This is a genomic window from Pseudomonas sp. RIT-To-2, from assembly GCF_029623465.1.
Classification (GTDB): Bacteria; Pseudomonadota; Gammaproteobacteria; order Pseudomonadales; family Pseudomonadaceae; genus Aquipseudomonas; species Aquipseudomonas silvicola.
Window position 1 is genome coordinate 47,485 of record NZ_JAPYKM010000035.1, and the last position, 25,353, is coordinate 72,837.

19 protein-coding genes are annotated in these 25,353 nt (G+C 63.7%); 9 read left to right on the plus strand and 10 right to left on the minus strand.

The window, feature by feature from the left end:
• Positions 1-11 precede the first annotated feature (11 nt).
• The 4 genes from ggt to QBK88_RS24855 form a co-directional block, all read right to left on the minus strand.
• Positions 12-1,679, minus strand: a complete 1,668-nt coding sequence (gene ggt / locus QBK88_RS24840; protein ID WP_277964095.1) for a gamma-glutamyltransferase — start codon at positions 1,677-1,679, stop codon at positions 12-14.
• A 116-nt stretch (positions 1,680-1,795) separates the two neighbouring features.
• Entirely contained in the window at positions 1,796-2,689 is an 894-nt protein-coding gene (locus QBK88_RS24845; protein ID WP_277964096.1) for an NAD-dependent epimerase/dehydratase family protein, read from the minus strand.
• A 95-nt stretch (positions 2,690-2,784) separates the two neighbouring features.
• Positions 2,785-3,690, minus strand: a complete 906-nt coding sequence (locus QBK88_RS24850) for a LysR family transcriptional regulator (RefSeq protein WP_277964097.1) — start codon at positions 3,688-3,690, stop codon at positions 2,785-2,787.
• Positions 3,691-3,766: 76 nt separating this feature from the next.
• Complete coding sequence (locus QBK88_RS24855; RefSeq protein ID WP_277964098.1) at positions 3,767-4,357, minus strand: NAD(P)H-dependent oxidoreductase; 591 nt, start codon at positions 4,355-4,357, stop codon at positions 3,767-3,769.
• 152 nt (positions 4,358-4,509) lie between these two features.
• Between QBK88_RS24855 and QBK88_RS24860 the strand changes: the two genes are divergently transcribed.
• Positions 4,510-4,824 carry a putative quinol monooxygenase gene (locus tag QBK88_RS24860; protein ID WP_277964099.1) on the plus strand — a complete coding sequence of 105 codons (315 nt, stop codon included), beginning with the start codon at positions 4,510-4,512 and terminating at the stop codon, positions 4,822-4,824.
• A gap of 31 nt (positions 4,825-4,855) precedes the next feature.
• On the opposite strand, the gene QBK88_RS24865 is transcribed toward QBK88_RS24860, so the two are convergent.
• Entirely contained in the window at positions 4,856-5,620 is a 765-nt protein-coding gene (locus QBK88_RS24865; protein ID WP_277964100.1) for a sulfite exporter TauE/SafE family protein, read from the minus strand.
• A gap of 86 nt (positions 5,621-5,706) precedes the next feature.
• On the opposite strand from QBK88_RS24865, the gene QBK88_RS24870 reads away from it, so the two are divergent.
• Positions 5,707-6,594, plus strand: a complete 888-nt coding sequence (locus QBK88_RS24870; protein ID WP_277964101.1) for a LysR family transcriptional regulator — start codon at positions 5,707-5,709, stop codon at positions 6,592-6,594.
• Between the two features lie 102 nt (positions 6,595-6,696).
• The gene (locus QBK88_RS24875; protein WP_277964102.1) at positions 6,697-7,041 is read left to right on the plus strand and encodes a cupin domain-containing protein; all 345 of its coding nucleotides are present in this window, start codon (positions 6,697-6,699) and stop codon (positions 7,039-7,041) included.
• Between the two features lie 131 nt (positions 7,042-7,172).
• Here QBK88_RS24875 and mmsB read toward each other — a convergent pair whose 3' ends face one another.
• Together mmsB and QBK88_RS24885 are read right to left on the minus strand one after the other, a co-directional pair.
• On the minus strand, positions 7,173-8,060 hold the full coding sequence (gene mmsB, locus QBK88_RS24880; RefSeq protein ID WP_277964103.1) for a 3-hydroxyisobutyrate dehydrogenase: 888 nt from the start codon (positions 8,058-8,060) through the stop codon (positions 7,173-7,175).
• Positions 8,061-8,070: 10 nt separating this feature from the next.
• Positions 8,071-9,588, minus strand: coding sequence for a CoA-acylating methylmalonate-semialdehyde dehydrogenase (locus QBK88_RS24885; protein WP_277964104.1), 1,518 nt, complete (start codon positions 9,586-9,588; stop codon positions 8,071-8,073).
• Positions 9,589-9,690: 102 nt separating this feature from the next.
• Between QBK88_RS24885 and QBK88_RS24890 the strand changes: the two genes are divergently transcribed.
• The 6 genes from QBK88_RS24890 to QBK88_RS24915 all read left to right on the plus strand — a co-directional run bounded on the left by QBK88_RS24890 (position 9,691) and on the right by QBK88_RS24915 (position 15,867).
• The gene (locus QBK88_RS24890; RefSeq protein WP_277964105.1) at positions 9,691-10,638 is read left to right on the plus strand and encodes a LysR family transcriptional regulator; all 948 of its coding nucleotides are present in this window, start codon (positions 9,691-9,693) and stop codon (positions 10,636-10,638) included.
• Between the two features lie 92 nt (positions 10,639-10,730).
• Positions 10,731-11,324, plus strand: coding sequence for a hypothetical protein (locus tag QBK88_RS24895; protein ID WP_277964106.1), 594 nt, complete (start codon positions 10,731-10,733; stop codon positions 11,322-11,324).
• Positions 11,325-11,544: 220 nt separating this feature from the next.
• On the plus strand, positions 11,545-12,393 hold the full coding sequence (locus tag QBK88_RS24900) for a TIM barrel protein (RefSeq protein ID WP_277964107.1): 849 nt from the start codon (positions 11,545-11,547) through the stop codon (positions 12,391-12,393).
• A 9-nt stretch (positions 12,394-12,402) separates the two neighbouring features.
• Positions 12,403-13,449 (plus strand): 2-oxoglutarate and iron-dependent oxygenase domain-containing protein, encoded by a 1,047-nt coding sequence (locus QBK88_RS24905; protein WP_277964108.1) that lies wholly within the window; start codon positions 12,403-12,405, stop codon positions 13,447-13,449.
• A 40-nt stretch (positions 13,450-13,489) separates the two neighbouring features.
• A complete protein-coding gene (locus tag QBK88_RS24910) occupies positions 13,490-14,281 on the plus strand; it encodes an ABC transporter substrate-binding protein (RefSeq protein ID WP_277964109.1) in 792 nt (263 codons plus the stop codon).
• A gap of 44 nt (positions 14,282-14,325) precedes the next feature.
• Positions 14,326-15,867, plus strand: a complete 1,542-nt coding sequence (locus QBK88_RS24915) for an amino acid ABC transporter permease/ATP-binding protein (RefSeq protein WP_277964110.1) — start codon at positions 14,326-14,328, stop codon at positions 15,865-15,867.
• Between the two features lie 77 nt (positions 15,868-15,944).
• On the opposite strand, the gene recD is transcribed toward QBK88_RS24915, so the two are convergent.
• From recD to recC, 3 genes are read right to left on the minus strand one after another with little or no spacing between them, the layout of a single operon-like run.
• Positions 15,945-17,999 (minus strand): exodeoxyribonuclease V subunit alpha, encoded by a 2,055-nt coding sequence (gene recD / locus QBK88_RS24920; protein WP_277964111.1) that lies wholly within the window; start codon positions 17,997-17,999, stop codon positions 15,945-15,947.
• Positions 17,996-21,700, minus strand: coding sequence for an exodeoxyribonuclease V subunit beta (recB, locus tag QBK88_RS24925; protein ID WP_277964112.1), 3,705 nt, complete (start codon positions 21,698-21,700; stop codon positions 17,996-17,998). The genes recD and recB overlap by 4 nt, the downstream gene beginning before the upstream one ends.
• A complete protein-coding gene (gene recC, locus QBK88_RS24930) occupies positions 21,697-25,176 on the minus strand; it encodes an exodeoxyribonuclease V subunit gamma (protein ID WP_277964113.1) in 3,480 nt (1,159 codons plus the stop codon). Before recC ends, recB begins: the two co-directional genes overlap by 4 nt.
• Positions 25,177-25,353: the final 177 nt, after the last annotated feature.

Sequence of the window (25,353 nt, forward strand, 5' to 3'; positions counted from 1 at the left end):
CAAAGCCCTGCCTACTTGGCCAGCAAGCCGACGCCACGGCCGCGTGGGTCGGAGGCGGTCTCGACTTTCTTGCCGGTGACCTTGATGGCCTGGATGTCGCCCATCTCCCAGCCCTGATCTTCCAGGGTATAGCCCATGGCCTTGAGCTCGTCGGCGACCGGGCCGGTCAGGGGCGCGAAGCTGTCGTAGTAAAGGGTGTCCTTGGGCAACAACTGGTGATGCACGCGCTGGGCTGCAACGGCCTTGGCCAACGGCAACTGATAGTCGTAGACGTTGTTGAGCACCTGGAAGATCGAGGTGAAGATCCGCGAGCCGCCCGGCGTACCGACCACCATCGTGACCCGGCCGTCACGGGTGACCAGCGTCGGGCTCATGGAAGACAACATGCGCTTGCCCGGTTCGATGGCATTGGCGTCACCGCCCACCACGCCAAAGGAGTTGGCGACGCCCGGCTTGGCGCTGAAATCGTCCATTTCGTCGTTGAGCAGGAAGCCCGCGCCCTTGACCACCACGCCGCTGCCGTAGTCCCAGTTCAGGGTGTAGGTGTTGCTCACGGCATTGCCGTCATGGTCGACGATGGAGAAGTGCGTGGTCTGATGAGCTTCCAGGCCGGGCTTGACGTTATCGGTCGCCGAGATAGCGCTGGGGTTGACCTCGTCAGCACGCTTGAGCAGGTACGCCGGGGCCACCAGCTTGTTCACCGGCACATCGTTGAAATCCGGGTCGCCCAGGTAGTTGGCACGGTCGGCGAACACGCGTTTTTCGATTTCGGCCAGCAGGTGGATATAGCGCGCGGAATTGAGGGGCACGCCCTTGAAGTCGTTTTTGCGGATGTCCTTGATGCCCAGCAGCTGCGCCAGGGCAATCCCACCGGAGCTGGGCAGCGGCGCGGTATAGATGATGTTGCCGCGCCAATCGATGTGCAGCGGCTCACGCCAGTTGACCTTGTAGTCCTGCAGGTCCTGCGTGGTGATCAGGCCCTTGTCGGCCTGCATCTGCGCCACCAGCAGTTCGGCAGTCTTGCCCTGGTAGAAGTCCTTGGCGCCCTGGTCGGCGATGCGCTCCAGGGTCTGCGCCAGCTCCGGCTGGCGGAAGGTCTGGCCAGGCTTCATGGTGCCGAAGTAATCATTGAAGTTGGTCTTGCCGCTGAACAGCTTCAGCGCGTCCTGGCGGTACTGGAACTGTTTGTCGGCGACGGTGAAGCCTTCCTTGGCGTAGCCGATGGCCGGGGTCAGCAACTCGGCCCAAGGCAATTTGCCGAAGCGCTTGTGCGCCTCCCACAGCCCCAGCACGGTACCGGGCACGCCGCTGGCCTTGGCGCCTACCAGGCTGAGGTTTTCGATGACTTCGCCTTTTTCGTTCAGGTACATGTCGCGGCTGGCGGCCTTGGGCGCAGTCTCGCGGTAGTCGAGGAAATAGGGTTTGCCCTTGACGTAGAGGGTCATGAAACCACCGCCACCCAGGTTACCCGCCTCCGGGTAGGTGACCGCCAGGGTGAAAGCCGTGGCCACGGCGGCGTCGACGGCGTTACCGCCTTTCTCGAGGATTTGCGCCGCTACCTTGGCGCCGTATTGGTCGGGGGCCGCCACCGCGCCATGGTCCAGCAACGCGGCCCAGGACGGGGTGCTGGCGAAGATGGCTGCACTCAGGGCGAGGGTCTTGAACAACACAATACGCATCGGGTGTCCTTACTGTTGTTATTGGTTCGAGGCAACAGTTAGGCCCATGAAGGCGAAGGATACAACCCCTACATCGGAAAAATCGGCCGCTGGCCGCGGCCGTTTTCCGGGTGACGTCAGAGCATTTCGTCGAGAATCCAGGCCTCCACGGACGTGCGCTTTGGCGTCCATCCCAGCAGCTCCCTGGCATGTCTGCCCCGCACTCGGCTGTTGGACCCCAGCCCATAGTTGGCCATCTCGTAGCCCCATTCCTTCTCCGCTTCGGCCAGCGGCCAGTCCTGCGGCTCGCCCAGGCCCATGGCCTTGGCCATGGCGCGGGTCATGTCGATGAAGGCCGCCTCACCGCTTTCGACAAAGTAGAACGTACCTGCCGGCGTTTTTTCCAGTGCCAGCAGGTACAGGGCGACGACGTCCTCGATGTGCACGTTGGACCAGATGTTCTGGCCAGGGCCGACATGACGGACGACGCCGCTCTTGCGCGCCTGCTTGAGTAGCCGCGGCAACTGCACGCTGTCACGGTTCACACCCAGGCTGTGGCCGTAGATCAGGGTGTTGCACAACACCGTCGAACGCACGCCTTGCTGCGCGGCGGCCAGCACCAGATTATCGATGGCCACCCGCGCGGCTTTGTCCACCGTCGGTTCGGGCAATTGGTCTTCGTAATAGATCACCTCACTGCCCTTTCCGCCCGATGCGTCACCGACAATGCTCGACCCACTGGTGTGCAGCAAGGGTTTGCCGGAGCCGCGCAAGCCTTCGATCAGCGCTTCGACGGCACCACGGTGGTCGCTGCTGGCAGCATTGATCACCCCGTCGCTGGCCTGGGCCTGGGCGATCAACACGTCGCGGTCATCGAGGCTCCCCACCACCGGCGTGATTCCCAGGGCCTTCAATTGCTCTGCCTGTTCAGCGCTGCGCACGAGGCCAGTGACCGCATGGCCGGCCTTGACCAGGCCGGTGGCGATGGAACCGCCGATAAAGCCGGCGGCGCCGGTGACAAATAGGTTCATGGTGAGGCTCCCGTTCAATGAATGACGAAAGCCAGTATCGGGGGGTTATCCGTGCGGAAACAGCCGGTGACAGCCAATTGACTTTTGCCCGGCCGTCACGAATCGGCGTGGGCGTAGTGAGCCAGCTTTTCCTGCATGAAGTCCAGGAAACACTGGATGCGCAAAGCCAACTGCGAGTTGCGGTAATACACCGCATGGATCGGCTGCCGGTAGCCGCTGTTGGCCTGAGCCAGCAGCGGTACCAGGCGGCCCTGTTCGATGTCATGGCGGGTCATGAAATCGGACAGGCAGGTAATCCCTTCGCCAGCCAACGCCAACTGGCGCAGGGTTTCACCACTGGACGCGGACAAGCTCGGGGTGGCTGGCCAGCGGTCACCGTCGTCGTGGCGCAGGGGCCAGTGGTTGAGGTGGTCGGGTTGAGTGAACCCCAGCAGGCTGTGCTCACTGAGCGCCTCCACATGCCGGGGCGTTCCGTGACGGCGCAAGTAATCGGGGCTGGCCAGGATATTCAACGGGCTGCGGCCCAGCAGGCGAGCGTGCAAGGTGGAGTCCGCCAGCACACCGATGCGGATGGCCACGTCCGTGCTCTGCTCCAGCAGGTCGATCAGCAGGTCGTCGGTGTTCAACTCCAGGCTGATGTCGGGGAAACGTGCGCGAAACTCCCCTATGTGGGGAACGATGGCATGCAGCATGAACGGCGCGGCGGCATTGACCCGCAAGCGGCCGGACGGGGTTTGCTGACGCAGGGCCAGGCGCTCTTCCAGCTCTTCCATTTGCTGCAGGATCTGCTTGGCGCGCTCGAAGAAATATTTGCCCTCTTCGGTCAGATCCATGCGGCGGGTGGTGCGGTTGATCAGGGTGGTATCGAGCTTTGTTTCCAGCCGCGACAGGGTTCGGCTGATAGCCGAGGGCGTCTGGCCAACCTGTTCGGCGGCCGCCGAGATGGAACCGCACTCGATGACCGAGATGAATACCTGGAGTTCGTCGGATCTGGCTTTCAACCTGGTTTTTCCTGAAAAGCTGGCCGACAGGGCGGCGCCCACACTGGTCATGTACTTTACCCTGTGGGCCGGCTTTTTACAGGTTGAAACCCAGCACCTGGGCCAAGTGGGCCTTGTAGCGCTCAACGTCGGCCTCGATGTTCGGGCGCTTCATCACGTCCACGGCCAGGAACGTCGGCAGGCCACTCATGCCCAGGAACTGGTTGGCTTTGTGGAACGGGAAATACACGGCGTCAACGCCCTTGGCCTCGAAGAAGTCGGTAGGGTCGTCGAACGCTTGCTGTGGGGCATTCCAGGTCAGCGACAGCATGTAGCGCTTGTCATGCACCAGGCCACCGCTTCCGTACTTCTGCGAGGCATCGGAACGGGTGCGGCCGTCGTTGGCGTACAGGCTGCCGTGGCCTTCGGTGAAGACTTCGTCGATGTACTTCTTCACGGTCCACGGCGCGCCCATCCACCAGCCCGGCATCTGATAGATGATCACGTCGGCCCAGAGGATTTTCTGCACTTCTTCAGCAACGTCGTAGCCGCCATCGATGAAGGTGGTTTTCAGGTCGAACCCGGCATGGTCGAGCACAGCCACGGCGGCTTCGTGCAGGGTGGCGTTGTAGCGGCCATCGGAATGGGCGAACTGCTTGCCGCCATTGAGCAACAGAATCTTTTTCATGGAAAAGGTCTCGGTAAAGGAATGGAGCGCACTTTACCGGCCTCACGCGGGCGGAGTAAGCCAGGCCAAGGCAAAATACATTTGCCGTGAAAGCACGAATGCGGGTTTATTATTGCCGGTAGACTGGAGGTCACCCTATCTGGAGACACCCCATGACCGAGCAATATGGTTTTATCGTCAAGGCCAAGACCAAGCCGCACATGGCCGACGCCTTCCACCAACTGTTCCTCGGGCATGTGCAGGCCAGCCGAGGTGAACCCGGCTGCATCGAGTACCACATGCTGCGCGACCTGAACGACCCCACCCTGTTCCTGTTCTACGAAATCTGGGCCACCAAGGCGGACCTGGACGTGCATTCGGCGCTGCCGCACATGGCAGCCTTTGCCGAGCAGCGCATGGAATACCTGGAAGTGGATTTCGAATTCCAGCGCGTGGAAATGCTCAGCCCGTCCAGCGCGGTGGCGTGACCGCTACCACCCAGGGAGGCGCTACGAGCCCTCAGCCATTGATGAGCAAGTGTGCGCCCAGCAGCGCCAGGCCAACGAAGAACACCCGCTTGAATACCACGGCGCTGATGCGCTGGCGCAGCCACTGCCCCAACTGCATGCCCAGCAGGGCCGGCAGCAGCATCAGCAACGAGGCGCCCAGTGCGCCACTGCCCAATTGCCCGTGCCACAGCAAGCCCAGGGCCAGCGCCACGGTCGAGACCGTGAAGGAAAGGCCCAGTGCCTGCACCAGTTCGTCCCGGCTCAAGCCCAGGGCCTGAAGGTAAGGCACCGCCGGCATGACGAAGACCCCGGTGGCAGCGGTGACAATACCGGTCAGCACACCGCACAGCGGTCCCAGCCAGGGTTCATGCTTGCGCGGCACCCGCAGGGTCGGCAGGAACAGGCCGCACAGGCAGTACAGGACCAGCGCCGCGCCCAACGCCCGAACCACCCAAGGGCCGCCATCGATGCCCAGCCACAGGCTGCCTGCGGCGGTGCCGACGAATATCGCCAGCAGCATCGGCCATAGGCGCAGGAGCAGCCTGCGCAGGTGGCCGCCCAGCATCAATTGCCAGAGGTTGGTGAACGTTGACGGCACGATGAGCAAGGCCGCAGCCTGCGCCGGGGCCATAGCCAGCCCCAGCAGCCCCATCGACACGGTAGGCAGCCCGAGGCCTATCACCCCCTTGACGGTGCCGGCCAGCAGGAAGGTCGCCAGCACCAGCAGTGACAAGCCCCAGCCCATTTCCTGATACAGCGAAAACAAAGTATTCATGCGGTCATGGTGCACGGCGCCCAGGCGGTTGAAAATCTGCCATATACTGATTCAGCCTCTTGCAAGGATTGAGGCTGGAGCCTGACATGCACTTCGACCTCACCGACCTGAGGCTTTTCCTGCATACCCTGGACAGTGGCAACATGACCGCCGGTGCCCAGCGTAGCCACCTGTCCCTGGCCGCGGCCAGCGCGCGCATTCGTGCCCTGGAGGCGTCGCTGGGCATCGCCCTGTTCGAGCGCAACCGCCGCGGCGTGCGGCCCACCGCTGCCGGGCAGGCACTGGGCGAACATAGCCGACGGGTGCTGCGCCAGGTAGACCACCTGCAGTTCGACATGGCCCAGTATGCCCAGGGCCTGCAAGGCCAGATCCGGCTGCTGTGCAACACCGCCGCCCTCACCGAATACCTGCCCGAACTGCTGGGCGACTTCCTCAAGCGCCACCCCAGTGTCGACCTGGATGTCGAGGAATGGCCCAGCCTGCGCATTACCCAGGCCTTGCGCCAGGGTGCCGCTCCCCTGGGCATCATCTCCGACGCGGTGAACACGGATGGCCTGCAGACCCGGCAGTTTCGCGATGATCCCTTGATGCTGATCATGCCCTCCGACCACCCCCTGGCCGCGCACCCCGACGCCACCTTCATCGACAGCCTCGCCCACGGCCATGTCGCCCTGGCGGCGACCAACGCCCTGGGTATTCTGGTCGAGGAGCAGGCGCTGCGCTGCGGCCGACGCCTGCAGGTGCGGGTCCGCGCCGAAGGCTTCGATGGCGTGGTGCGCATGGTTGCTGCCGGCGCCGGCGTGGGTATCGTGCCACAAGCGGCGGTACGTCGCTGCCAGGGCGCGCTGCGGTTTTCCGGCCGGGCCCTGCGCGAAGCCTGGGCGGCGCGGCGGTTGTTGCTGTGCAGCGCCGACTTCGACACGTTGCCTGGCCATGCCCGGGCGCTGGTGGATTGCCTGGCGCCCCGAGCCTGACTGTCACGGCGCTGGCGGGCACTCGCATGTCGACCTCAGGCATTCATGCCACGCGCCAGCCGTTCAGCATGCGGGCTCCTTAACCCATCGCCGGAGTCTGTCATGTCCAAACCGCTCGTTGTGCTGCGCGACACCCATCCTTTGCCCGTGCTCGATGCCTGCAAGTGGGAGCGGCTGGAAGGTGAGCCGCACACCGTCAACCTCAACGCCTACACCAGTGAAGACGGCAGCAAGATCATGGGCACCTGGATCTGCACCCCAGGCAAATGGCGGGTGGACTACGTGAAGTGGGAGTACTGCCACTTCCAGGAAGGCTACTGCATCATCACCCCGGACGGCATGGAGCCGGTGCACCTGCGCGCGGGCGATATCTTCATTGTCGAGCCTGGCATGCAAGGGACCTGGGAAGTGGTGGAGACCGTGCGCAAATATTTCGTGTTTGCCTGAGCCTGCCACACGGAGGGCCGAACCCCGGTGGACCGGGCGAAGCTCGGGAAGCAGACGAGGCACAGTACCAGGCGATCTGCGTCGACTGCTTCCCAAGCTTTGCCCGGTCCTACGGAGGTTGATACCGGACCTTACCTGGGCTTCTGATAGCCCTTCACGATCGCCGAGAAGTCCAGCCCGCCCTCCCCGCGCAAACTCATGGCCTGATACAACTGCTGGGCCACCGCGCCGAGGATCACTGGCTGGCCAGCCTGGCGGGCCGCTTCGGTGGCCAGGCCCAGGTCCTTGAGCATCAGTTCGGCGCCAAAGCCCCCGGTGTACCCCCGTGCCGCGGGTGCGGTGTCGATGATGCCTGGCCACGGGTTGTAGGTGTCCGAACTCCAGCAACGCCCGGTAGAACTGTTGATGATCCCGGCCAGCACGCCGGTGTCGATGCCCAGCGCTGCACCCAGCGCCATGGCCTCCGATACGCCGATCATCGAGATGCCCAGCAGCAGGTTATTGCAGATCTTGGCGATCTGCCCCGTGCCCACTTCACCACAGTGCACGATGTTGCGGCCCATTTGCGCCAGCACCGGGTGCAGGGTGTCGAACAACGCCGCCGAAGCACCGACCATGAACGTCAGCGTGCCCGCCGCCGCGCCACCGGTGCCGCCGGACACCGGCGCATCGCCCAGGTCCACGCCCTGCTGCGCCGCCGCCGTGGAGATATCGCGGGCCGTCTGCGGGTCGATGGTGCTGCAATCCACCGCCGGCGTGCCGGCGCGAATCCCCGCCAGCACGCCATCGTCATTCAGATAGACGCTGCGCACATGGGCGGCCGCCGGCAGCATGGTGATGACCAGGTCCCCCGCTTGCGCGGCGTCCTTGGGCGAGGTGCTGATGGTGCCGCCCATGGCGGCCAGTTCCGCCAGCACGGCCTTGTTCAGGTCGAACAGGTACAGGTGATGCCCCGCTTTGAGCAGGTTGCGGGCCATGGGTGCACCCATGTTGCCCAGGCCAATGAAGGCGATATTCATGAGCAGGCTCCTAGCGCAGGTTGATGGTGGTGTTGACGCCGTCGTTGACGCTGTCGTCGTCGAACCAGCGGGCCGTCACCGTCTTGGTCTGGGTGTAGAACTGCACCACCTGCTTGCCATACGGGCCCAGGTCGCCAAGCTTGGAGCCACGCGAACCGGTAAAACTGAAGAACGGCACCGGCACGGGAATCGGGATGTTGATGCCCACCTGGCCGACATCGATCTCGCTTTGAAACTTGCGTGCTGCCGCACCGCTCTGGGTGAACAGGCCCGTGCCATTACCGAAGGGGTTGCGGTTGACCAGGGCGATGGCATCGTCGAGGGTCTCGACGGTAAGCACCACCAGCACTGGGCCGAAGATTTCCTGGGTGTAGATCAGCATATCGGTGGTCACCCCGGAAAACAGGGTGGGGCCGACGAAATTGCCTTCCTCGAAACCCGGTACCTGCACGTCGCGGCCGTCCAGCTCCAGGGTCGCGCCTTCTTTCACGCCGCTTTCGATCAGGCTCAACACCCGTTGCCGGGCCTGCCGTGAAATCAGTGGCCCAACGTCGGTGCCTGGCTCGCTGCCGGCATTGACCTTGAGTTTCTGCGCCAAGCTCTTGAGCTCCGGCAGCCACTGTTTTGCCGCGCCGACCAATACCGCCACCGACGTGGCCATGCAGCGCTGGCCAGCGGCCCCGAACGCCGCCCCTACCAGCGCATTGAGCGTCTGCTCACGGTTGGCGTCAGGCAGTACCACGGCGTGGTTCTTCGCGCCCATCATGGCCTGTACACGCTTGCCGTGCTGGCCCGCCAGGTTGTAGACATGGGTGCCCACCGCCGTGGACCCGACGAAGGAAATGGCTTTGATGTCGGCATGGGTGCACAGCGCGTCCACCACGTCCTTGCCGCCGTGCACGACGTTGAGCACGCCCTTGGGAATACCGGCTTCCAGCGCCAGCTCCACCAGTTGCACGGTGGACAGCGGGTCTTGCTCGGAGGGCTTGAGCACGAAGGTGTTACCGCAGACGATGGCCATGGGGAACATCCACAGCGGGATCATCGCTGGAAAATTGAAAGGGGTGATGCCCGCGCACACGCCGATGGGCTGGCGCAGGGTGTAGGTGTCAACACCGCCGGCAACGTTTTCGACAAACTCACCCATCTGCAGGCTGCCAATGGAACAGGCGTGTTCCACCACTTCCAACCCCCGGAAAATATCGCCCTCGGCATCGGCGATGGTCTTGCCCTGTTCTGCGCTGAGGGTCTGGGCGATACGTTTGGAGTGTTCGCGAATCAGCGCCTGAAACTTGAGCATGATGCGCATGCGCGCACCCACCGGGGTATTGCGCCAACTGACATAGGCCGCTTGCGCTGCGGCAACGGCAGCGTCCACCTCCTCCCGCGTGGCAAACGGCACCCTGGCCAGTACCTGCTGGGTAGCCGGGTTGACGATGTCCCGCCATTCGCCGGCCTGGGACTGTACCCACTGGCCGTCGATCAGCAACTTGACTGGCTGGATAGCGGTATTTACCGAAACGTTCATCAAGACCTCCGCGTAATTGTTTTTGTGCATGGCGTGATGGCTCTTTCCTGGAGTATAGATGTGCAAACATCCAACAAGAACGCAGATAAAAGCCGGTCCAACATGCAAAAAAACCTCACCTCCCTGGGCTCCCTGAACTGGGATGACCTGAAGTTCTTCCTGGAAGTGGCGCGTACCCGCAAGGCCAGCAACGCCGCCAAACGCCTGGGCGTGGACTACACCACGGTGTCACGGCGCATCACATCGCTGGAAGCGGCGCTGGGCACCCTGCTGTTCGAGAAGTCGCGCACAAGCGGCTTCATTCTCACGGCTGAAGGACAGCGCCTGTTGGGCTACGCGGAGTCCATCGAGAGCACCCTGCACATGGCCTGTGAACAGGTCTCGGGCTCTGGCGTGGCGCTTTCGGGGCATATACGCATGGGCTGCACCGAGGGATTCGGCAGCTTCTTCATCACCCCGCAACTAAGTCACTTCATCGACAGCTATCCGGCCATCAGCGTCGATATATTGCCACTGCCGCACTTCATCAGCCTGTCCAAGCGCGAGGCCGATATCGTCATCGCCCTGGAGCGCCCGGAGCACGGTCCCTATGTGTGCTGCAAGTTGTGCGACTACCGCCTGCAACTGTATGCCACGCAGGACTACCTGGACCGCCACCCCCCGATCCGCCACAGCCGCGACCTGGCAGGCCAGCGCTTCATCAGTTATGTCGATGACCTGGCGTTCAGCTCCGAGCTGCTGTACCTGGCCAACCTGCTGCCCAACGCCAGTGCCAACCTGCGCAGCACCAGCGTCATCGCCCAATACGTAGCGGCACGCCAGGGCCGGGGCATGGCGATACTGCCGTGCTTTCTGGCGGCCCAGGCCCACGATCTGTTGCCGGTGCTGGCGGGGGAAATCAGTGTGACGCGGCAATTCTGGATGTATTGCCGGGAGGACCTGCGCAAGCTCAAGCGGATCAACCTGTTGTGGGATTACATCAGGGAGGTGACGGAGCTCAACAAGCCTTACCTGATGGGCGAGACGGTGGAACTCCGCTTCGCCGAATAACGCCTCGCCTGGCGCCGTACTTAGTTAGCGCCTGCCCACCCCGCGGTCGCGCTAGGTTAGCAGCTCCCACACACGAACAAGGAATGTTCCCCATGCCTGCAGACTTCATCCCCGAGCTCAGTTTCTATGCCTCACTGCACTGGACCCTGCCCAACGGCCAACCCGAGTTGCACGGCCTTAGCGCCACCTACCTCGATCAGGCCCCCTCGGCGCTGGACAATGGCTGGATCTATTGCAGCTCAGGCGATAGCTATTCAGGCAAAAAGCGCGTGGCGCTGGGCCTTGATGAGGTGGCCGGCAGGTTGGTTGGCTTGCATTTCTGGTTCGCCTGCCACCGCATTGCCAGCAGCTCGGACCTGCCAAGCTATCGCTACAACCTGCGCGTCTTTCAGGAGCAGGCTCATAACAATCCCTTCCAGTTCTATACGTTGGACAAGAGCCGTAACGGTTACCTGGCGCTGTATCAGTTGAACCCCTTCAACGCTCCACTCTGGGAGATCAACGGGCTGGGGGCATCACGCCCCGAGGCGGGCGCGCAGGTGGACAATCTCACCCTGGTCAGCACTGAGGGCGGCAGGGTGCGCCGATTGGTCGAAGACGGCTTCCCCTACTTGAGCGACCGCGCGGGGCATGACGCCCGCTTCACCGCCCGGATCGCGTCCGCGGATTTCAAAGGCCCCTGGTGACGTCGTGGCTTCAGTAGCCGGCTATTGGTTGTGGAAATCCTGAACTATCGATTTAAGCTTTCCTATTCTTTCCACCGTTGCCAGCTGCCTAAGATCAACCCATCAAACCGGACCGGTTCCACCAGAGAACCGGCCACCCGAGTGCCCTTTTGCTACTGCCCACACCAATGACGCCCCGGCCCATGCCGCCGGGGTGCTGTGAGTAGCATGAGGAGCATCAATGAAGCTGGAAATATTCCGCACCCTGTGGGGTTACACCGCGAGCAAGGCTCAGGCCCTGGAAGAACTGCAGGCCGCCGGCTTCGACGGCATGGAAGCGCGGCTGCCCCTGGTGGCTCGCGAGCGCAGCGAGTTCGCCGCGTTTCTGCACGCCAACTCGCTGAGTTACATTTGTACTCTTTTCACTGCCTACGACGTACTGCCCCAACAGTCAGCCCTGCCCGCCGAACATTTGAACGACCTGGACAGCAAGCTGGCCTGGGCCGGCGAGCTGACGCCGCGCTTTATCAACGTGCTGGCCGGCAATGACCGCTGGCCGTTGGCGCAGCAGGTCGACTTCTTTGGCCGGGCTCTGGAGCTGGGCCACAAGCACGGCCAGTTCCTGAGCTTCGAAACACACCGCTCGCGCTCGCTGTTCAACCCTTGGGTCACCCTGGAACTGATCCGCCAGTTGCCAGAGCTTCGCTTCACCAGCGACATCAGCCACTGGGTGGTGACCTGCGAGCGCCTGCTGGACGACCCGGCTGACGACCTGAGCGCTTTCATCGAGCGGGTACACCATATCCAGGCGCGGGTCGGCTACGACCAGGGGCCGCAAGTGCCCCACCCTGGCGCGCCGGAATACGCCTGCGAGCTGGCCTTTCACCAGAAGCACTGGGAAGCCGTGTGGCAGGCCCAGCGCCAGCGCGGTTACCCGGTCAGCACCCTGACACCCGAGTTCGGCGCCGACGGGTACCTGCACCATTTGCCTTTCACCAATGTTCCGGTCGCCGACCTGTGGTCGCTCAACGTGTGGATGGCCCGCACCGAGCGCGCCCACTTCGAGCGTTTCCGTGGCGCCCACAGCTGAGGAACCCTGATGAACAATACCGAGCCCAAGGCCAACTTCAAGAGCATTCCGGTGGTGGACATCGCCGGGCTGTTCAGCATCGAACTGGAACACCGCCTGGCGGTGGCAGAACAATTGGGCCGGGCCGCCAGCGAGGTCGGCTTCCTGTACATCACCGGCCACGGCATCGCCCCCGAACTGATCAACAACCTGCGCCAGGCCGCGCGCGACTATTTCGCTCAGCCGCTGGCCGCAAAAATGAAGCACTACATCGGCGCATCGGACACCCACAAGGGTTTCGTCCCGGAGGGCGAAGAGGTGTATTCCAAGGGCAAGCCTGACCACAAGGAGGCGTTCGACGTGGGCTTCGAGGTGCCCGCCAACGACCCACTAGTGGTGGCCAACACGCCACTGCTGGGTCCCAATCATTGGCCCGAGGTGCCTGGGTTCAAGGCGTCAGTGCAGGCCTACTACGCTGCGGTGTTCGCACTGGGGCGCAAGCTGTTCGACGGCTTCGCCCTGGCCCTGGGCTTGCAGGAAGGCTATTTCGACCCGCTGGTGACCCGCCCGCCGTCGAAACTGCGCCTGATTCATTACCCGTTCGACGCCGACGCCGTGGACGCACCGGGTATTGGTGCTCACACCGACTACGAGTGCTTCACCATCTTGCAGGCTGACCAACCGGGCCTTGAGGTGATGAACGATCTGGGGGAATGGATCGACGCCCCGCCCGTTCCCGATGCTTTTGTGGTCAACATCGGCGACATGCTGGAAGTAATGACCGCCGGCACGTTCGTGGCCACTGCCCACCGGGTACGCAAGGTCAGCCAGGAGCGCTATTCCTTCCCACTGTTCTACGCCTGCGATTACCACACCCAGATCAAGCCCCTGCCCAGCTTCGCCAAGGGAGCCATGGATTACGAGGAGATCGCCATCGGCGAGCACATGTACAGCCAGGCGCTGCAGACCTATCAGTACCTGCGCAAGCGCGTGGAAAACGGAGAATTGCAGCTACCTGCCAAGGCTCGCAAGCCTTCGAGTTTCGGTCATCTGAAAAAACAGGTTCAGCCGTCCTGACGCTGTCGTCGGCCCATACTTCCCCCCCTGGAGCGCACACATGTTCAACCCCACTCGCCTGTCCCTGCTGGCCGCCTGCCTGATGAGCGCCGGCGCCGCCCTGGCTTCGACCACCGCTACCCCTGGCCAACTGAAGGTGGGCATGGAAATCACTTACCCGCCATTCGAGTCCTACGACAATGACAAGAACGTGGTGGGTTCCGACCCGGAGCTGGCCCATGCCCTGGCCAAACAGTTGGATGCCAAGGCCGAATTCGTCGACACCAAGTTTCCCAACCTGATTCTGGGCCTGAATGCCGGGCACTATGACGCGATCATTTCCGGCATGTACATCACCCCTGAACGCCAGGCCCAGGCCATGACCATTCCTTACGCCCGCACGGGCGCGGCAATCATGGTACCGGCCGGTAGCGCGCTCAAGCCCGGCGCGCCGGAGGACCTGTGCGGCCTGAAGATCGGACTGGAACAGGGCACCACCTGGGTGGCGCAGTTCCAGAAGCTGTCTACCGACTACTGCATCCCGAACAACAAAGGTGCTATCGCCGTGAGCGAATACCCCTCGGCGCCCGAAGTCACCCAGGCGCTGCTGTCGAAGAACATCCAGGCCCAGGTGGAAATCGCCGGTGCCGCACACATGATCGCCGAGAAGACCAAGGGCCGCGTGGTGGTGACCTCGCAGAATCTGGTTTACCCGCAAACCCTGGGCATCTATGTGAAAAAGGGCAATGAGGAGACCTACCAGGCGCTGCTCAAGGCCGTGGCCCAAAGCAAGCAATCGGGTGAATACGCGGCGATCCTGAAGAAGTACAACCTGGAAGAAGCCTCCAACTGACCCTGGAGCCAGCCGGCCCCCCGGGCCGGCTGCGGGAGGTGCCCATGCAATTCGATTGGTCTTACTTTATCTCGCTGTTTTCCATGCCCGCGTTTTGGGAGGCCTGCATCACCGTGGTCGAGCTCAGTGCGCTGGCCTGGGCCATCGGCATGCTGCTGGGCTTCGGCCTGGCCAGTGCCAAGCTCTCCAGTCAACGCTGGCTCAGCGTGCCTGCGGGGGTCTATATCTGGTTCTTTCGCAGTATTCCGCTGCTGGTACTGGTGGTGTTCGTCTACAACCTGCCGCAACTGTTTCCGGTCACCGGCGGCGTGCTGTCCGACCCCTTCTATTCCGGGTTGTTCGCCTTGGTTGTCACGGAAGCGGCCTACATGGCCGAGATTCACCGTGGCGGTCTGATCTCTGTACACAAAGGTCAGAAGGAGGCCGGCCGCGCCCTGGGCATCGGCGCCCTGGGCCTGCAACGGTTGATCGTCATACCCCAGGCCTTCCGTATTTCACTGCCCACCCTGATCAACGAATACATCACCGTGGTGAAGCTCACCTCGCTGATTTCGGTGATTTCCCTGACCGAGCTGCTGACCGTGGGCCAGCGCCTTTACGCACAGAATTTCCTGGTAATGGAAACCCTGGCGGCGGTGGCGGTGTATTACGTGCTGATCGTCAGCGTGTTCGGCTGGCTGTTGCAACGCCTGGAACGTTACCTGGACCTGAACCAGCGCACGCCACAGACCCTGGCCGCCAACCCGCTGGCGCAACTGCGGCAAAGCCTGGCCCTGCGCCCGGCATCGTCTCGCCAGCCTTTGCCGCCAGGCACAGCCCCAGCCTTGCAGTTGCAGAACATCCACAAGCGCTACGGCGACCATCGGGTGCTCCAGGGTATCGACCTGAACATTACCTGCGGCCAGGTGGTGTCGATCATCGGCCCGTCTGGCTCGGGCAAGACCTCGCTGATTCGTACCATCAACGGTCTGGAGAGCATCGACCAGGGCGAGATCGTGTTGTTCGGCGAAAGCTTCATCCACGCCGGCGACAGCCCCAACAACCCCCAGATGCGCCGGGGCGTGCGGCACATTGGCATGGTGTTCCAGAACTTCAACCTGTTCCCGCACTTGAACCTGGTGCAAAACATCACGCTGGCACCGCTCTACCACGGGGGCGAAAAGCCGGTCACTCGCCAGCAGGCATTCGTGCTGCTGGACAAGGTCGGGTTGCTGGCCCATGCCAGCAAATACCCGCACCAGCTTTCCGGTGGGCAACAGCAACGGGTGGCGATTGCCCGGGCACTGGCCATGGAGCCGCAGGTAATGCTGTTTGACGAACCCACCTCGGCCCTGGACCCGGAGCTGGTAGGGGATGTGCTCAAAGTGATTGCCGACCTGGCCAAGGAAGGGATGACCATGGTGATCGTCACCCATGAGATGGATTTTGCCTTGTCCATTTCCGATCGGGTGGTGTTCATGGAGAACGGTATCGTGCAACTGGATGCAACGCCTGAAGATATCCGCCACAGCCCGGACGCCGAGCGGGTACGGCGCTTCATGGGGATGGTGGAGGAAACGCCGACGCGGTTGGCGAGCAACTCATGAAGCGCTGGGACAGCCGCGGCGCCGCGTCAGGCCTGGTACACCGCAGCGCCTGCTTCCCGAGCTGGCGGCGGCCAGGGCTACTCCAGCATCAGGCCGCTGAGGCGTTTGACTTTGCGGCGCACGGCCTCCTCGAAGACGCCCTTGCGGGGCTCGATCAAGGTGAACCAGTGCTTGGCACGGGTGATGCCGGTGTAGATCAATTCCTTGGTCAGTACCGGGTTCAAAGCGTCAGGCAGGATCAAGGCGGTATGGGCGAATTCCGAGCCCTGGGATTTGTGCACGGTCATGGCGAACACGGTTTCCACGTCATTGAGACGGCTGGGCAACACGAAGCGCACGCCACCCTGGCCGTCGTTGCGCGGGAATGCCACCCGCAGCACCTGGCGGTCGACATCGCCTCCCTCGGGCAAGCGCAGGGCAATACCGATGTCACCGTTCATCAGGCCCAGGCCATAGTCGTTGCGTGTCATCAGCACCGGACGGCCTTCGTACCAGGGCTGGTCGCCGTCGATCAGCCGCGCCGACGTCAGGGCCTGGGTGGCACGCTGGTTCAGCCCATCGACCCCCCATGGCCCCTTGCGCACCGCACATAGCAGCTGGAAGGACTCGAACGCTTGCAGCACCTCATTGGCCCAGCGCGACCACTCGGGGCTGTCCAGGGCGGTTCGTGGCGCAGGGCGGCGGGACTGCAGTACCTTCAGGTAATGCGTGTAGCCTTCGGGCCCTCTGCCGCTATGCCCCTTGAGCAACAGGGTGTTAAGCCTGTCGTTGTTCGACAGGTAGAAAATGTCCTGATAGTCCTCGCCAGCCAATAACTGACGCGCCTGCTCGGCCTCCTGGCGGTTGACCCGCAAAGCCAGCTGGCCGATGCCGCTGCCTTCGCCAAACCGACGCGAGTGGCGCAGCATGACCACTTGTTGCGCCAACGGGTTGTCCTCGGCGCTGCCCACCCGCAGGCCACTGCCCGCCAGCGGCTCGCCGCTGACCTGCTCTAGCCAGCCGAGCGTCTGCGGGCTGTAGCAGCCCTGTTCGGCATCCCGGCACAGGTCGCCCAGCACAGCCCCCGCCTCCACCGAAGCCAACTGGTCCTTGTCACCCAACAGGACCAGGCGCGCGTGTGCGGGCATCGCGCCGAGCAGGTTGGCCATCATCTCCAGGTCGATCATCGATGCTTCGTCTACCACCAGCACATCGAGGGGCAAGGGGTTGGCGGCATTGTGGCGAAAATGCCGGGTGCCGGGCCGGCTGCCCAGCAGGCGGTGCACCGTGGTGACTTCCGTAGGAATCTTGTCCCGCACGTTGGCATCGACTTCGAGCTGCTTGACCTGGGCACTGATGGACTCGGTCAGGCGCGCCGCGGCCTTGCCGGTAGGCGCCGCCAGACGAATGCGCAAAGGCGCGCCCGCTTTCACGGCCGGGGCCTGCAGCAATGCCAGCAGGCGCACCACCGTGGTGGTCTTGCCCGTGCCTGGGCCACCAGTGACGATGCTGAACGCACTGCGGGTGGCCAAGGCACACGCCAGCTTCTGCCAGTCGATACGCCCGCCCGCCGGGGCGCCGAACAACTGCTCGAGCCGCGCGCGCAGATCCGAAGGCGTGGCCTCCTGTTCGGCCAGACGCTGGCGCAGGGCAACATCGATACGCCGCTCGTACGCCCAGTAGCGGCGCAGGTACAGGCGCTGGCCGGCAAGCACCAGTGGGCGCTCACCACTGTCATCGGCAGCCATGGCCACGAGGCTGCTAGCCGCCAGGGTGGCGCGCCAGGCGTCGGCGTGCAAGTCCTTGAGCAGTTGCGAAGGCAGCAGCAGGGGGCCTGCCAAGGCATCCCCTTCGGGTGGCAGTGACAGGGCGAAATCCGGCTCTTCCAGTGTCTGCGCAAGGTCGAGGCAGACATGCCCGTGGCCCAACTGGTGGCTGGTCAACGCCGCCGCCAGCAGCACCAGGGGGTCGGTACCCGGGTCGCGCTCGGCCAGAAAGGCCACGAAAGCCTTGTCCAGCGCCCGCAGCCAGCCACGCTCGGCCCAACGGTCGAGCAGGGCGAGCAGATCATCGACGCGCCGCAGGGGCGCCAGATCAATCAGGGTTCGCGCTTCCAGCGCAGTGGGCAGCAGGTCGGCAAATGTGCGGCTCATGCCGGTTCTCCTTCGAACAGGTCGCCCATGGGTTCGGGTTGACGGACGACGCCGCGGAACAGCTCGTCCAGACGCTCGATCAGCACCCGGGGTGGACGAGCAAACGCCAGGCCCTGGCTGGGCGCGTGCACGCCGCGCAGGAAGACGAACACCGCGCCGCCCACATGCTGGTCGTAATCGTATTCGGGCAGGCGTGCCTTTAGCTGGCGATGCAGCGCCAACAGGTAAAGCACATATTGCAGGTCATAGCGGTGGTCAAGAATGGCCTGGGTCATGGCCGCCTCGGTGTAGGCGCTTTCGTCAGCGCCCAACCAATTGGATTTGTAGTCGGTGACGTAGTACCGCCCCTGGTGCTCGAATGTCAGGTCTATGAAACCTTTGAACATGCCATTGAGCACGGCCCCTTCGGCGGGCGCGCGAGCAGCGCCGCCGTGGGTGTATTCGCGCACCAGGTTGTCGAGCTGGGTGACGTCGACCCGGTTGCTTGCGAACCAGAATTCCATTTCGATCTGGTACTGCTGCAGGTCGGCGAGGCGTACCTGGGGTACATCGTCGGCCAGGTTCAGCGAGGTCTGCAGAAGGTGTTGCAGCCAGGTATCCAGGGTCGCGATCCAGCCTGTCCAACCGCGCAGGTTGCACCGTCGCGCCACCATGTCGGCCAGCAGTTGCGGCTGGGCGGCGACGGTGCCGAACCCTTCGCGCCCGGCCCACTCCAGCAGCCCGTGCAGGAATGTGCCGGGGTTGGGGCCACGGGGGAAACGGTGGATGTCGCCACTCGTAGCCTGGACTTCGCGGGGGGCGGCAGGGTCCAGGCGCTCGTCGTCGAACAGCTTCTGGGCCTGCGGGCTTTCCGGGGCCTGGGCATTGCCGGGCGTGATGGTGGCACTGATACGCAGCGCGCTATAGGAGGCGATCCACCAGTTTTCCGCGGCTCGACGCTTCGGCACTTTGGCCGGCAGCAGGTTAGCTTCGTTGCGTGGCGGCACATAGTGCAATGCATCCGCTTGCGGCATGGGTTGTGCGTGAATGGCTGCACAGCCCGCCTGAAGGTCACGCAGCCACGCGGCCAGCGCCTGGGACTCGCCGAGTGGTTGACCGCCGCCCAGCAGGTAACCCAGTGCCGATCGGTGCAGCACCGACTCCTTGGTATTGCCCCGCTTGAGGTCGGCGACGCCCAGCCAGCACGCGTGCTGGGCCCGGGTCAGGGCCACATAGAGAAGGCGCAGGTCCTCGGCCAGGCGTTCGTCATCCGCTTGGGCCACCTGCTGGGCCGTAGGGCTGAGGGTCATGTGTACCTGGCCCTGCTCGTCATGGAAGGACAGCGGCAGCCGCTTGCCATCCACCGGTTTCGCCGAACAGATGAAGGGCAGGAACACCAGTGGGTATTCCAGGCCCTTGGACTTGTGGATGGTGACCACCTTGACCAGTTGCTCATCGCTTTCCAGGCGCAGGATCTGCTCTTCCCCGGCCTGCCCGGAAGTGGCCAGGTGTTCGGATAGATGACGGATCAGCGCCTGCTCCCCGTCCAGCTCACCGGCGGCCTGTTGCAGCAGTTCGGACAAATGCAGCAGGTTGGTCAGCACCCGCTCGCCATCGCTGCGCTGCATGAGGCTCTGGGGCAGGCGGAAGTCATGCAGCAAGCGGCGCAGCATGGGCAATACGCCCTGGGTGCGCCACAAGGCGCGGTAGCTGCGGAATTGCATGACCCGCTGTTCCCAGGCCAGTTCGTCCTGGTTCAATTGCGCCAGGGCGGCCAGCGGCAGGTTGAGGGTGGTAGTGGCCAGCGCGCCCCGCAGTGGGCGCTCGGCGTCCGGTTCGGCGCAAGCCTTGAGCCAGCTGAGCAGGTCGTGGGCTTCCTGAGCGGCGAACACGGAGTCCTTGTCGGACAGGTAGACACTGCGCACGCCGCGGGCGGCCAGTTCGCCGCGCACTGCCTGGGCTTCCTTGCCGTCACGGACCAGAATGGCGATGTCGGCGGGCATCACCGGGCGCATCGGGTCACCGGCCCTGGTGAAGCCCGCGCGTCCTTGCTGGCCGCCGTTGAGCAAGTCGACGATGGCGCTGGCGCACACCGCTGATAGCTGCTGACGATAAACCGCACCGGACACAGGTGCTTCAGTCTGCAGTTGCCACAGGTTGAGCGCCGCCGGCACCTGGCCGTCGACGCTCAGGCTCTCCTTGCGGCCCTGGGCCAGCACCGGCAGAAACGGCACGGGGTTGTCGTCGCCCTGGCGGAACAGGAAGGCTCCACGCCCCCGTTCGCGCTGCTCCCCCACCTTGAACACATGGTTCACCGCCTCGACCATGGCGTGGCTTGAACGGAAGTTCGTGCCCAGGGTGTGCAGGCGGCCGGTAGTGGCCTGACGTGCGCGCAGGTAAGTGAAGATGTCAGCGCCCCGGAAGGCGTAGATGGCCTGCTTGGGGTCACCGATCAGGAACAGGCCGCTGTCGGGCTGGTTGGCCTCGATGTGGTAGATGCTCTCGAAAATCCGGTACTGCACCGGGTCGGTGTCCTGGAACTCGTCGATCAACGCCACCGGAAACTGCTCGCGGATCAGCCCGGCCAGGTGCTCACCGCCCGGCCCTTGCAACGCGGCGTCCAGGCGCAGCAGCATGTCGTCAAAACCCATTTCAGCGCGACGGCGCTTCTCCTCCTCGAAGCGCGCGCCCACCCAGCGAGCCGCATGCTCCAGTACCGCGGCATCCGGGGTGGGCAGGCTGCCCAAGGCTTCAACCAGGCCCTGCATCGCCTCCAGGGCCGGGTGGCGTGGCGGGTCGCCTTTCCAGGCCTCTGCCATGCCGTCGGGGGTCAGGCGGGTAAAGCCAGTACCGATGTCGAGTTCGACCAGGTTTTCATCACTGGCCCAGGCACCGAGCTTGTCGAACCAGGGCTCGAAATAGCGGGCCTGCATCTTGCGCCCGTCCACGGCCTTGGCCGCCACGGCTTCCAGGCAGATGGCGCGCAACTCTAGCGCCCATTGGGCCCATGGGGCCTTGAGCTGCTGCAACGCCTGTTTGCGCTCGGCCAGCGCCGCCGCAATGAGTTCGGCGGGTTCCTGCTGGCCATCACCACGCCGCGGGCTGCCGAACAGGGCTCGCACACGAGGGAGCAACGAAGCCGGGCTGCCCCAATGGCCGCGCACCCAGGCCAGGGTTTCACCTTCCATGACATAGCAGAAGCGCCGCCAGTAATCGCGCACCACTTCGCCGAGCAGGTCGCTATGGTCGGTTTCCAGGGTCTGGGTGAACAGGCTGCCGCTGTCGAAGGCATGCTCCCTCAACATGCGCTGGCACCAACTATGGATGGTTGATACCGCGGCCTCGTCCATCCACTGTGCGGCGATATCCAGCCGGTTGGCACAGGCGGCCCAGTGTTGCTCGGAAAACTGACCGCGCAGTTGGCTGATCAGGTCATCTGGGCTGGGCATTTCATCGCGGAAAAACCGCGCGGCTTCAGCCAGGCGCGTACGGATACGTTCGCGCAACTCCTTGGTGGCGGCGTCGGTAAAGGTCACTACCAGAATCTGCGGCGGCAGCAGTTCACGGCCAAAGCCGGCGCTTTCCCCGCCATGGCCCAGCACCAGGCGCAGGTACAGCGCCGAAATGGTGAAGGTCTTGCCGGTGCCCGCGCTGGCTTCGATCAGTTGGCTGCCGCGCAGGGGGAATGCCAGTGCCAGGGGCACCTCGCGATGGTCGTTCATGAGCGGGCCTCGTCGGCATCGATTGAACGCCAGCCAGCTTCGAACATCGGGCGATAGAGAGCATCGCACCAACCTTCGAACTCTTCGCTGTCGACCAACGTATTGAAATCGGGAAATTGGCGAGCCAGGGCCACGCTTTCGCGGCGCTCCCCATCGGTGGTGATGCCATCGCCTTCATAGGCTTTACGCGCCGCGGCCTCGGCCTTGACCGGGTCGCCTTGAGCCAGCAGCCAGGCGAACGCGGTTTTCACGGCGACCGGCAGTGGCCGGCGCATGCCTTGTTGCCACGCCAGCAACAGGTGGCCCAGCACTTCCCGGGCCTGCTCCGGAGCAAGCTTGGCGAGCACCAGCGTATCGTCGCTGGCCACCACTGCGGTGGTCAGGGGCAGCCCTACGGCACAGGCGGCCAGGTGATTGACCCAGGCACGGGTCAGACGGTGCCATTTGCGCGAACGGGCGCCACCAATGGCATTGGCAATGGCGGTGACACTCAACAGGTTGCCGTCGGCGCGTTGGTGCAGGCCGCTGACCCAGCCATCCAGGCGCAAGCCCTGGTATTCGAAGTTGACAGGCCTGGCGGCGATGACCGGGGTAGGCCAGAGCACCAGCAACTGCTGGTAGCGCTGCAACAGGTCGGGCAAGGGTTCTATCAGCTCCTGCTGAAGGCATTCGCCAAAACCGGCCATGGGCAGCAGCCCGCTGCCTTGCATGCGCAAGGCCTGCCCGTGAAGGGCACCATCGACGTCATCGGTCACGGCCATCGCGGTGGTCAGCAACTGATCACTGAGGGTGTAACGCTCGAGCGCGTCCAGCACGAAAGGTTCTTCGTCGGCCAGGGGGGCCTCGGCAGTTTCAAAGAACACTTTCAACCGCTGACTGAAGAAGTGCCGTACGGGGTTGCGCAGGAAGTCCTGCAATTGCGTGAGTGCCAGGGGCTCATCCTGCTCGTGGCTCGGTAGCAGATCGTCCTGGGGTAACGGTTGCTGTTCCGCGTGCAGCACCCGCCATTCGGAGGCAAAACTGAACAGGCCACTGCCTTCATGGAAATAACGGCTGCTGAACGGCTGCAAGGGGTGCTCCAGGGTAAGACTGTGCACCAGCTGCTCGCCAGGGTTGAGCGACGCACCTTCCGCGGCGCCGTAAAGCTGCCAGCCACTGGCCAGATGGTCGCGCAGTTGGCCGATCAGCACCGACGCCGGGCGCTCGCTGTTGTCCCGGATACTGCGGCCGACCCAACTGATGTACAGCTGCTCTCGCGCCGACAATAAAGCCTCCAGCAGCAGGTAGCGGTCATCTTCGCGGCGCGAGCGGTCACCCGGGCGATAGTCACTGCCCATGAGGTCGAAATCCAGCGGTGGTTGCGCGCGCGGGTAATCGCCATCGTTCATGCCCAGCAGGCACACGACCTTGAACGGAATGGCGCGCATGGGCATGAGCGTGCAGAAATTCACCGCACCGGCCAGGAAGCGCTGGGACAGCTTGCCCTGGTCAAGCCCGGCCAGCCAGGCTTCGCGCACCACCGTCAATGGCAGTTGGTCATTGAGCCCTACCGACTCGCACGTCTGCAGCCATTGCTCGCGCAGTTCTTCGAGTTGTACCAGCAAGTAGTCGTCGTGCTCGTTGCTGGCCTGGAAGAATACCTGGGTCAGGCCCTGTAGCCGTGCCCCCCACTCCTGGGGTTGCGCAGGTTGCGACAGTACCTGATGAGCCACTTCGAGCGCGTCGAGCAGGCCCACCAGGGGCCCGATGAGGGCAGCATCCAGCCCGCCGATTTCGTCATATGGCTCGATGCCGCCATACCCCTGCCCACCGCCGACGGCGTAGCCTAGCAGCATGCGCCGCAAGCCGAACCGCCAGCTGTTCTGCTCCAGTCGCTCGGGCAGTCCCAGCCCGGCACGCTGCGCAGCGTTGAGGCCCCAGCGAATACCCGCGCCTTCAATCCAGCGGTGCAGCGTAGGAAGGTCAGCCTCCTGCACGCCGAAGCGAGCGCGCAGAGCGGGAACGTCCAGCAGGTCGAGGATCTCGCTGACCGCAAAGCGGCTGTCAGGCAACTTGAGCAGGTGCTCGATGGCGATCAGCAGCGGGTCTCGACCCCGTTGGTTCTGGTCCGTGAGGGTAAAGGGTATGAAGCGCGGGTCGTTGCGATCGAGCTGACCAAACACGGCGCGAATATGCGGCGCATAGCTGTCAACGTCGGGGACCATGACAATAACGTCACGAGGCCGAAGGTGCGGGTCGGCACTGAAGCGAGCCAGCAATTGGTCGTGGAGGATCTCCACTTCACGCTGGGCACTGTGAGCCACATGGAAGCGAACGGAGCGGTCCTTGGCGGGGTTGACCGCAGGCCAGGTGCCGCGCGTTTCCGCCAATGGACGCAACTCGAGGATGTCGTCCTGCAACTGGGCCAGCAGGGTGTGCGGCTCACTCTCACTGAACAGGTCGATGCGCCCTTCGCGAAACGCCGCGCGGTAGCTGCTAGGGTCATCATAACTATCGAGCAGGTTGATGTAGTCACGACCTTGCTTGCCCCAGGCGGCGAGCAACGGGTGTGCATGCTGATGCAGAGCCTCGGCGTCGATGACAGCAGGCATTCCCTGCTTTCGGGCCTGGCGCTTGTATTGATGACGCAGCAGATCCTTGTCGGCGACGATGTCAGACCAGTGGTGGCGACAGGGGTTGTGCACGCACAGCAGCACCTGGCTGAACCGTGCCAGCCCGGCCAGAGCCTCCAGCGCCTGGGCAGGCAGTGAAGAGATGCCGAAAACGATGACACGGTTGGGCACCCCCGCCGGTGCAGCTTCCAGGCTGTTGATGCGTTCGATGAAGCGTTGGTGCACGCCGGCGCGGCTTTGGGCCATGCCTTGTTCGCCAACGTCGTGCAGCAGCGCGCGCCACAACTCGGCTTGCCAGCAATTGGCTTCGGGAAGCGCTTTGGCTTCGCCCCTGACGTTGCGCAACTGATGACGGCCGGCGGCCCAGTCTTCAAGCCAGTCGGCGCGGTACACCTGATACTGGTCGTACAGGTCGGCCAGGCGTTCGGCCAACTGATAGCGTTTGCGCAGGTCGTTGTCGTCCGTCAGGAAGCGCTGCAGGGGCTCGAAATGGGGCTGGTCGATCAGTTGCGGCAGCAGGCGCATCAGGCGCCAGGTCAACGGGGCCTTGTCGAGCAAAGAAGTCTGGGGAATTTCGTCCTTGCCCAGCACCCCTCGATACAGCTGCCACATGAAACTGCCGGGCAGTTGCACATCGATGGCGGCGGCGATACCGCAGCCGCCCAGGTCGTCTTCGAGGGTATCCTCAGCCAGGGCCAACTTCAGCCACTGGGCGATACCGTTGCTCTGCACCAGGGCGATCTCGTTTTCCAAGGGGGCCAGAGGGTAGCGCCGCATCCAACTGACCACCAGGCTGCGCAGTTCATCGAGACGGTTGCCGTGAACCACCATGAAACCTGGGGTAATAGAGGGATTGGCCGGCATGGGCGGTTCCTTGGCTGGGTATATTGGACAGGTGGGAACCTTACCAGATGTGGGGCAGGGGGCAGAATCCGGAACGGTCTGATAATGCTGTGGGCGCGATCTGGGGCGGTGGGCCTGATACTGCGGGTGCGGCCTTCCCGAGCTTCGCCCGGTCCCACATGGAAGGCTGTTGCGCCT

Bases quoted from the DNA above. Each gene is read 5' to 3' on its own strand.
- ggt (WP_277964095.1), bottom strand. From the start codon at position 1,679: ATGCGTATTGTGTTGTTCAAGACCCTCGCCCTGAGTGCAGCCATCTTC.
- QBK88_RS24845 (WP_277964096.1), bottom strand. From the start codon at position 2,689: ATGAACCTATTTGTCACCGGCGCCGCCGGCTTTATCGGCGGTTCCATC.
- QBK88_RS24875 (WP_277964102.1), top strand. From the start codon at position 6,697: ATGTCCAAACCGCTCGTTGTGCTGCGCGACACCCATCCTTTGCCCGTG.
- QBK88_RS24905 (WP_277964108.1), top strand. From the start codon at position 12,403: ATGAACAATACCGAGCCCAAGGCCAACTTCAAGAGCATTCCGGTGGTG.
- QBK88_RS24865 (WP_277964100.1), bottom strand. From the start codon at position 5,620: ATGAATACTTTGTTTTCGCTGTATCAGGAAATGGGCTGGGGCTTGTCA.
- QBK88_RS24860 (WP_277964099.1), top strand. From the start codon at position 4,510: ATGACCGAGCAATATGGTTTTATCGTCAAGGCCAAGACCAAGCCGCAC.
- mmsB (WP_277964103.1), bottom strand. From the start codon at position 8,060: ATGAATATCGCCTTCATTGGCCTGGGCAACATGGGTGCACCCATGGCC.
- QBK88_RS24895 (WP_277964106.1), top strand. From the start codon at position 10,731: ATGCCTGCAGACTTCATCCCCGAGCTCAGTTTCTATGCCTCACTGCAC.
- QBK88_RS24915 (WP_277964110.1), top strand. From the start codon at position 14,326: ATGCAATTCGATTGGTCTTACTTTATCTCGCTGTTTTCCATGCCCGCG.
- recB (WP_277964112.1), bottom strand. From the start codon at position 21,700: ATGAACGACCATCGCGAGGTGCCCCTGGCACTGGCATTCCCCCTGCGC.
- QBK88_RS24870 (WP_277964101.1), top strand. From the start codon at position 5,707: ATGCACTTCGACCTCACCGACCTGAGGCTTTTCCTGCATACCCTGGAC.
- QBK88_RS24890 (WP_277964105.1), top strand. From the start codon at position 9,691: ATGCAAAAAAACCTCACCTCCCTGGGCTCCCTGAACTGGGATGACCTG.
- recD (WP_277964111.1), bottom strand. From the start codon at position 17,999: ATGAGCCGCACATTTGCCGACCTGCTGCCCACTGCGCTGGAAGCGCGA.
- QBK88_RS24885 (WP_277964104.1), bottom strand. From the start codon at position 9,588: ATGAACGTTTCGGTAAATACCGCTATCCAGCCAGTCAAGTTGCTGATC.
- QBK88_RS24910 (WP_277964109.1), top strand. From the start codon at position 13,490: ATGTTCAACCCCACTCGCCTGTCCCTGCTGGCCGCCTGCCTGATGAGC.
- QBK88_RS24900 (WP_277964107.1), top strand. From the start codon at position 11,545: ATGAAGCTGGAAATATTCCGCACCCTGTGGGGTTACACCGCGAGCAAG.
- recC (WP_277964113.1), bottom strand. From the start codon at position 25,176: ATGCCGGCCAATCCCTCTATTACCCCAGGTTTCATGGTGGTTCACGGC.
- QBK88_RS24855 (WP_277964098.1), bottom strand. From the start codon at position 4,357: ATGAAAAAGATTCTGTTGCTCAATGGCGGCAAGCAGTTCGCCCATTCC.